This window comes from Variovorax sp. KK3 (assembly GCF_001984055.1).
In the GTDB taxonomy this organism is placed as follows: Bacteria; Pseudomonadota; Gammaproteobacteria; order Burkholderiales; family Burkholderiaceae_C; genus Variovorax.
This window is the reverse complement of sequence record NZ_LYVO01000149.1, coordinates 1-6,709: the sequence shown is the minus strand read 5'-3', so window position 1 is coordinate 6,709 and position 6,709 is coordinate 1. Positions and strand designations below refer to the sequence as shown.

Here is a 6,709-nt window from a genome sequence, read left to right as displayed (position 1 = left end):
CCTCACCGGGGGCAACACCAGCGGCCCGGCAAAGCCGGTTCCGCGGTGTTTCCCGAACGGGCCTGGCTTCGCCGGCCGCGCAGAGCTTCGGAGTTGAGTCTTGTGAACTGAAACGTGCGCAACGGCGCATGCGGGCCAACGCATACGTCGTTCAGCCCGCGTGCGACGCGCCGGAGGAAAAGCATGGACACGCAAATCGCCCTGATCCTGGGGCAGGACGGCATCGTCAACGGGGCGATCTACGGGCTCATGGCACTGGCACTGGTGCTGGTGTTCTCCGTGACCCGCGTCATCTTCATCCCGCAAGGGGAATTCGTCGCCTTCAGCGCGCTGTCGATGGTGGCGCTGCAGGCCGGCAAGGTGCCCGCCACGCTGTGGCTGCTGGTGGTGCTGGCGGTGGCCGCGCTGGTGGTGGAACTGTGGCGCTGGAAGCGTGGTGCCGCGGTCGACTGGCCGTCGACGCTGGCCTGGTGCGTGGTGCTGCCGCTGGTGAGCTGCGCGCTCGTGCTGCTGCTGAAGCCCACGTCGCTGCTTTCGCAGACCGTCACCGCCATCGCCGTCATCGTGCCGCTCGGGCCGCTGCTCTATCGCCTGGCCTACCGGCCGCTGGCCGACGCCACCGTGCTCATGCTGCTGATCGTCTCGGTCGCGCTGCACGGTGTGCTCGTGGGCCTGGGGCTGCTGTTCTTCGGCGCCGAGGGCTCGCGCACGCCGGCTTTCTCGGAGATGCGGCTCGACCTGGGCGGCGTCGCCATCACCGGCCAGGCCATGGTGGTGGTGGCCGTCACCGCGGTGCTCGTGGTGCTGATGTTCCTGTTCTTCGAGCGCTCGATCGTCGGCAAGGCGCTGCGCGCCACGGCCATCAATCGCGTGGGTGCCCGGCTCATGGGCATTCCGACGGGCCTCTCGGGCGACCTGAGCTTCGCGCTCGCGGCCTTGATCGGCGCGGTGTCGGGCCTGCTCATCGCGCCCATCACCACCATCTATTACGACACCGGCTTCCTGATCGGCCTCAAGGGCTTCGTCGCGGCCATCGTCGGCGGGCTGGCCAGCTACCCGCTGGCGCTGGTCGGCGCGCTGATCGTCGGCCAGCTCGAGGCCTTCTCGTCCTTCTGGGCCAGCGCGTTCAAGGAAGTGTTCGTCTTCACCTTGATCATTCCTGTGCTGTGGTGGCGCTCGCTGAGCAGCCGGCACGTGGAGGATGAAGAATGACCCGGCGGCACCTGACACTCGCCTTCATCGTCGCGCTGGCGGCGGTGTGGAGCTTCCTGCCGGACTTCTCGGTCACGGTGCTCAGCTACATCGGCCTCTATGCGCTGGTGGCCGCGGGCCTGGTCATGCTGACCGGCGTGGGCGGCATGACGTCCTTCGGCCAGGCTGCCTTCGTCGGCACCGGTGCCTATGCGACCGCCTGGGTCTGCACGTCGCCGATGGTGGCGTCCGCGCTGGGCGGTATCCCGCCTGCATTGCTGCCATGGATCGGGTTGCTGTTCGGCATCGTCGTCACCTTCGTCATCGCCTGGTGCCTGGGCGCCATCACGCTGCGGCTGTCGGGTCACTACCTGCCGCTGTGCACCATCGCCTGGGGCTTGAGCTTCTACTTCCTGTTCGGCAACCTCGAGTTCCTCGGCGGCCACACCGGCGTGGCCGGCGTGCCGGCGATCGTGGTCGGCGGCATGTCCTTCGCATCGCCGCGCTCGCTGGGCCTGGTGATCTGGGGCGTGCTGCTGCTGGCGCTGTGGGCGCTGCACAACCTGCTCGATTCGCGCGAAGGCCGCGCCATCCGCGCGCTCAAGAGCGGGCGCGTGATGGCCGAGTCCATGGGCGTGGACACCGGCCGCTACCGCATCAAGGTCTTCGTGCTGGCGGCGCTGATGGCGGCGCTGTCGGGCTGGCTCTACGCGCACATGCAGCGCTTCATCAACCCGACGCCCTTCAACCTCAACATCGGCATCGAGTACCTGTTCATGGCGGTGGTGGGCGGCGCCGGCCATCTGTGGGGCGCGGTGCTGGGTGCCGCGGTCATCACGCTGCTCAAGGAACAGTTGCAGGACATCCTGCCGAGGCTGCTGGGCTCCAGCGGCAACTTCGAGGTGATCGTGTTCGGGCTCTTGATGCTGTTCGTGCTGCAGCGCTTCGCCGACGGACTGTGGCCCACGCTGGCGCGGCTGGGCCAGCGCTTCCTCAAGCCGACCGCGGCGCAGCCGCCGCGCAGCGTGCTCGCGCTGCCCGAGGCGGCCCTGCCCACGCGCGGGCGCACCGTGCTTCAGGCCAAGGCCGTGACCAAGCGCTTCGGCGGCCTGGTGGCGAACGACGCCGTCGACCTCGACGTCAAGGCCGGTGAGATCCATGCGCTGATCGGGCCCAACGGCGCCGGCAAGAGCACCTTCTTCAACATGATCTCGGGCGTGGACGACCCGACCGAGGGCGAGGTGCGCCTGATGGACCAGGCCATGACCGGCAAGCCCTCGCGCGACTTCGCCGCCTTGGGCCTGGGCCGCACCTTCCAGCACGTGCGCCTGCTGGGGCAGCGCCGCGTCATCGAGAACGTGGCGCTCGGTGCGCACCAGCGCGGCAAGCGCGGCTGGATCGCCTCGATGCTGCGGCTGGACCGTGCGGAAGAAGCCGCCTTGCTCGCGGAGTCGCGAAAGCAGATCGAGCGCTGCGGCCTCGGCGAGTTCGTCGACGTGCAGGCAGGCTCGCTGGCGTTGGGGCAGCAGCGCGTGGTGGAGATCGCGCGTGCACTGGCAGGCCATCCCGCGGTGCTGCTGCTCGACGAGCCGGCCGCCGGATTGCGCCACCTCGAAAAGCGCGCGCTCGCCACGCTGCTCGACCAACTGCGCGCCGAGGGCCTGGCGATCCTCGTGGTGGAACATGACATGGAATTCGTGATGAACCTCGCCGACCGCATCACCGTGCTGGAATTCGGCGCCGTCATCGCGCGCGGCACGCCGGCGCAGGTGCAGGCGGATCCGAAGGTGCTGGATGCTTACCTGGGTGGCGTGGACGAGCCGGTGGCGCAGGCGCCGCAGGTGCAGCCGTTGCCGAAGGAGCAACCGGCATGAGGGCCCTGGTCCTACTCCTCCTCCCTCTGGGAGAGGGCTGGGGTGAGGGCACCGGGCGTCTGATCGAGCACGCGCCTCACCCACCGCCGCATGCCCTCACCCCCACTCTCTCCCAGAGGGAGAGGGAGCAAGACAGAGCCACGCGATGACCACGTCTCCACTCCTCCAACTCGACGACTTCTGCGTTTCCTACGGCGCCGTCGAAGCCGTCCACCACGTCGACCTGCACGTCGACCCCGGCGAGATCGTCACCGTCATCGGCCCCAACGGCGCCGGCAAGACCACGCTGCTGTGCGCGGCCATGGGCCTGCTGCCGTCGCGCGGCAAGCTGGTGCTGGGCGGCGAGCCGATGACGCGCATCAGCGTCGAGGCGATGGTGGCGCGCGGCGTCGGCCTGGTGCCCGAAAAGCGCGAGCTGTTCGGCGAGATGCCGGTCGAAGACAACCTGCTGCTGGGCGGCTTCTCGCGCTGGTGGCGTGGCGAGCGCGACCAGCGCCAGCGCATGGACGAGGTCTTCGCCATCTTCCCGCGCCTCGCCGAGCGGCGCGCGCAGCTGGCCTCCACGCTCTCGGGCGGCGAGCGCCAGATGCTCGCCATCGGCCGCGCGCTGATGGCGCGGCCCCGGCTGCTGATGCTCGACGAGCCCTCGCTCGGCCTCGCGCCGCGCATCGTGCGCGAGGTGCTGCAGGTGGTGTCGTCGCTGCGCCAGCATGGCGTGTCGGTCCTGCTGGTGGAGCAGAACGCCCGCGCCGCGCTGCAGGTGGCGGACAGGGCCTACGTGCTCGAGATGGGCGCCGTCGCGCTGCAGGGCGCGGCCGCGGACCTGCTGCACGACCGCCGCATCATCGACACCTACCTCGGGCTGGGCGCGCGCACCGACCAGGCCGCGTAGCATGGCCGTACCGTGAACGCGCCGACCCGATCCGTCCTGGGCATCCTCGCCCTCACCATGGCCCTCGCCGCCCAGGCCAGCGCCTGGGGCGAAGACGCGCTCGACAACGATGCGGCGCAGGACTGGCTGGCCGAGTGCGCCAACGTCGCCGACGTGTCGGTCGTGTCGCAGGCGCTCGACATGGCGCAGGCGGCCAGCTACATCGATGCGGACGACGGCGCGAGCGCGGTCGCTGCGGCCGAGGTCATCGCCCACGCGATCGGCGGTGCACGCGGCAGTGCAGGGCGGGCCGCGGTGGCACCCTGCCTGGCCGACACGCCGCCGGCCGAGCTGGTCGTGCTCGGGCAGCAGGCCCGGCGGGCGCTGGCGCGGGTCGGCAACCCGGCCGTGTCGGAACTGGCGCAGCTGTGGAGCGAGAACGCGCGAAGCCGCGGGCCCGGCACCGTGCGCCGGCTCGCGCAGCGCCTGCCCCGCTGACGGTCGGCGGGCACCAGTCGGCGGAGGCATTCCGTTTCAGGATAGCCAGCCCGGATAAAAGCATTTGCCGACATACATCGCGGCCCACAGAATGGCCTGCTCCAGTCACTCCCAGAGCAGCCACCATGACCCCGATCGAACAACGCTTCTCCAGCCTCGCCACCGACCACGCGCCCGGCCAGGAGGTCCGCCAGGCGGCGGGCGATGCAGAGCACGCCATGCTGGGCGAGCGACTGCCCGGCACGCCGGTGGACTTCTCGCACGGCGACGTGAACGTGGATGCGTTCGCGCCCACGCCGGGCTCGCTCGAAGAATTCACGCGCGGCTTCGAGCGCGGCGGCGAGCAGGCCTACACCGAGTACCGGGGCGGCGCCGAGCTGCGCGAGACGCTGGGCGAGCGGCTCACCCGCTTCACCGGCAAGAGCGTGTCGGGCGCGCAGGAACTCATCATCACGCCCGGCACTCAGTGCGCCCTGTTCCTGGCGGTCGCGGCCACCGTCGCTGCGGGTGACAAGGTGGCGATCGTGCGGCCCGACTACTTCGCCAACCGCAAGCTGGTCGAGTTCATGGGCGGCGAGGTCGTGCCGGTGACGCTCGACTACCTCGACGCCCAGGGCCGGGCCGGCATTCGGCTGGACCAGCTCGAAGCCGCCTTCAAGGCCGGCGTGAAGACCTTTCTGTTCTCCAACCCGAACAACCCGGCTGGCGTCATCTATTCGAACGAAGAGATCGAACGCATCGCGCAGTTGGCCACGCGGCACGGCGCGACGGTGATCGTCGACCAGCTCTACTCGCGCCTGCTCTACACCGGCAACGCGTACACCCACCTGCGCGCCGCCGACATCGCGCCCGACCAGGTGCTGACGATCATGGGCCCGTCCAAGACCGAATCGCTGAGCGGCTTCCGGCTCGGCGTGGCCTTCGGCGCGCCGAAGCTGATCCAGCGCATGGAGCAGCTGCAGGCCATCGTGGCGTTGCGCGCGCCCGGCTACTGCCAGGCCGTGCTGCGCACCTGGTTCGCCGAGCCCGAAGGCTGGATGCAGGAGCGCATCGCCAAGCACCAGAAGCTTCGCGACGACATCCTTCGCGTGCTGAGCGCGGTCGAAGGCGTCGCCATCCGCGCGCCTGAGGCCGGCAGCTATTTCTTCCCGCGGCTGCCCGCGCTGAAGGTGCCGCTGCACGGCTTCGTGCAGCTGCTGCGCGTGCAGGCGGGCGTGACGGTCACGCCCGGTACCGAGTTCAGCCCCTCGGCCACCGACAGCATCCGCCTCAACTTCTCGCAGAACCACGAGGCGGCGGTCGAGGCCACGAAACGCCTGGCGTGCATGATCGACATCTACAGAAAGTGAGACCTGGCCATGAGCATCGAAGCCTTCACGAGTGACATCGCGCCGCCGCCGGCGGGCACCTACAGCGTCGCGATCCGCGCGAACGGCTTCGTCTTCCTGGCCGGGCAGACGCCGCGCGACCGCGACAACCGCCGCCATGGCGACGCGCCCTTCGCCGTGCAGGCGAAGATGGCGCTCGACAACCTCGAGGCGGCTGCCAACGCGGCCGGCCTCTCGCTGAAGCATGCGGTCAAGGTCTCGGTGTTCCTGAAGAACCCGGCCGATGCGCCGGCCTTCGACGCGATCTACAAGGGCTACGTCGGCAGCCCGCCGCCGGTGCGCACCTTGTCGCAGTCCAACTTCGTCGGCTTCGACGTGGAGGTCGATGCGATCCTGGCGGTGCCGGACTGACGCTGCCGGCGCATACCGTCCGTCCAATGCAAAGCGGGGGCTTCGAAAGAAGCCCCCGCTTTCTGCCGTCGTGAATCAGGCCCGTATCAGATCACGCCTTCCTCGCGCAGCGCCGCGATGTCCCGGCCGGTGTAGCCGATCGTCTCCAGGATCTCGTCGGTGTTGGCACCGCGGTCGGGCACCGGGTGCCGCACTTCCGATGGCGTGCGGCTCAGCTTGAACGGCTGGCCGACCACCTTCACCGGTCCGAGGGCCGGGTGGTGCATGGGCTGCGCCACGCCCAGGTGCCGCACCTGGGCATCGGCGAACACGTCGTCCATGCGGTTGATCGGGCCGGCCGCGACGCTGCCCTGCTCGAAGATCGCCATCCATTCCTCGGTGGTGCGCTGGCGCGTGCGGCCCGACAGTTCTTCGTTGAGGTCCACCCGGTTCACCGACCGTGCTTCCTCCGTCGCGTAGGGCGGCAGGTTCAGCAGGTCGTCCGCGCCCATGGCATCGCACAGGCGCTTCCACATCGCCTGCTCGCCGGCGGCGAT

7 protein-coding genes are annotated in these 6,709 nt (G+C 69.7%); 6 read left to right on the top strand and 1 reads right to left on the bottom strand.

All coding sequences use genetic code 11. The annotated features are described in order from the left end of the window. Positions 1-183 precede the first annotated feature (183 nt). From B0W80_RS33550 to B0W80_RS33525, 6 genes are all read left to right on the top strand, one after another. Complete coding sequence (locus B0W80_RS33550) at positions 184-1,212, top strand: branched-chain amino acid ABC transporter permease (RefSeq protein ID WP_077003466.1); 1,029 nt, start codon at positions 184-186, stop codon at positions 1,210-1,212. Further along, a complete protein-coding gene (locus B0W80_RS33545) occupies positions 1,209-3,065 on the top strand; it encodes an ATP-binding cassette domain-containing protein (protein ID WP_077003465.1) in 1,857 nt (618 codons plus the stop codon). Before B0W80_RS33550 ends, B0W80_RS33545 begins: the two co-directional genes overlap by 4 nt. Positions 3,066-3,210: 145 nt before the next feature. Continuing rightward, entirely contained in the window at positions 3,211-3,957 is a 747-nt protein-coding gene (locus tag B0W80_RS33540) for an ABC transporter ATP-binding protein (protein WP_077003464.1), read from the top strand. A gap of 57 nt (positions 3,958-4,014) precedes the next feature. Further along, positions 4,015-4,434: a DUF4259 domain-containing protein gene (locus B0W80_RS33535; RefSeq protein WP_179107095.1), complete on the top strand. Its 420-nt coding sequence runs from the start codon at positions 4,015-4,017 to the stop codon at positions 4,432-4,434. Positions 4,435-4,559: 125 nt separating this feature from the next. Continuing rightward, positions 4,560-5,783, top strand: coding sequence for a pyridoxal phosphate-dependent aminotransferase (locus B0W80_RS33530; RefSeq protein ID WP_077003462.1), 1,224 nt, complete (start codon positions 4,560-4,562; stop codon positions 5,781-5,783). Positions 5,784-5,792: 9 nt separating this feature from the next. Next, positions 5,793-6,173 carry a RidA family protein gene (locus tag B0W80_RS33525; RefSeq protein WP_077003461.1) on the top strand — a complete coding sequence of 127 codons (381 nt, stop codon included), beginning with the start codon at positions 5,793-5,795 and terminating at the stop codon, positions 6,171-6,173. Between the two features lie 86 nt (positions 6,174-6,259). Here B0W80_RS33525 and B0W80_RS33520 read toward each other — a convergent pair. After that, on the bottom strand, positions 6,260-6,709 hold a 450-nt coding region (locus B0W80_RS33520), incomplete at its 5' end, for a CoA transferase (protein ID WP_179107094.1).

Excerpts from the sequence above, each read along its gene's own strand:
- B0W80_RS33550 (WP_077003466.1), top strand. The coding sequence starts at position 184 with ATGGACACGCAAATCGCCCTGATCCTGGGGCAGGACGGCATCGTCAAC.
- B0W80_RS33545 (WP_077003465.1), top strand. The coding sequence starts at position 1,209 with ATGACCCGGCGGCACCTGACACTCGCCTTCATCGTCGCGCTGGCGGCG.
- B0W80_RS33540 (WP_077003464.1), top strand. The coding sequence starts at position 3,211 with ATGACCACGTCTCCACTCCTCCAACTCGACGACTTCTGCGTTTCCTAC.
- B0W80_RS33535 (WP_179107095.1), top strand. The coding sequence starts at position 4,015 with ATGGCCCTCGCCGCCCAGGCCAGCGCCTGGGGCGAAGACGCGCTCGAC.
- B0W80_RS33530 (WP_077003462.1), top strand. The coding sequence starts at position 4,560 with ATGACCCCGATCGAACAACGCTTCTCCAGCCTCGCCACCGACCACGCG.
- B0W80_RS33525 (WP_077003461.1), top strand. The coding sequence starts at position 5,793 with ATGAGCATCGAAGCCTTCACGAGTGACATCGCGCCGCCGCCGGCGGGC.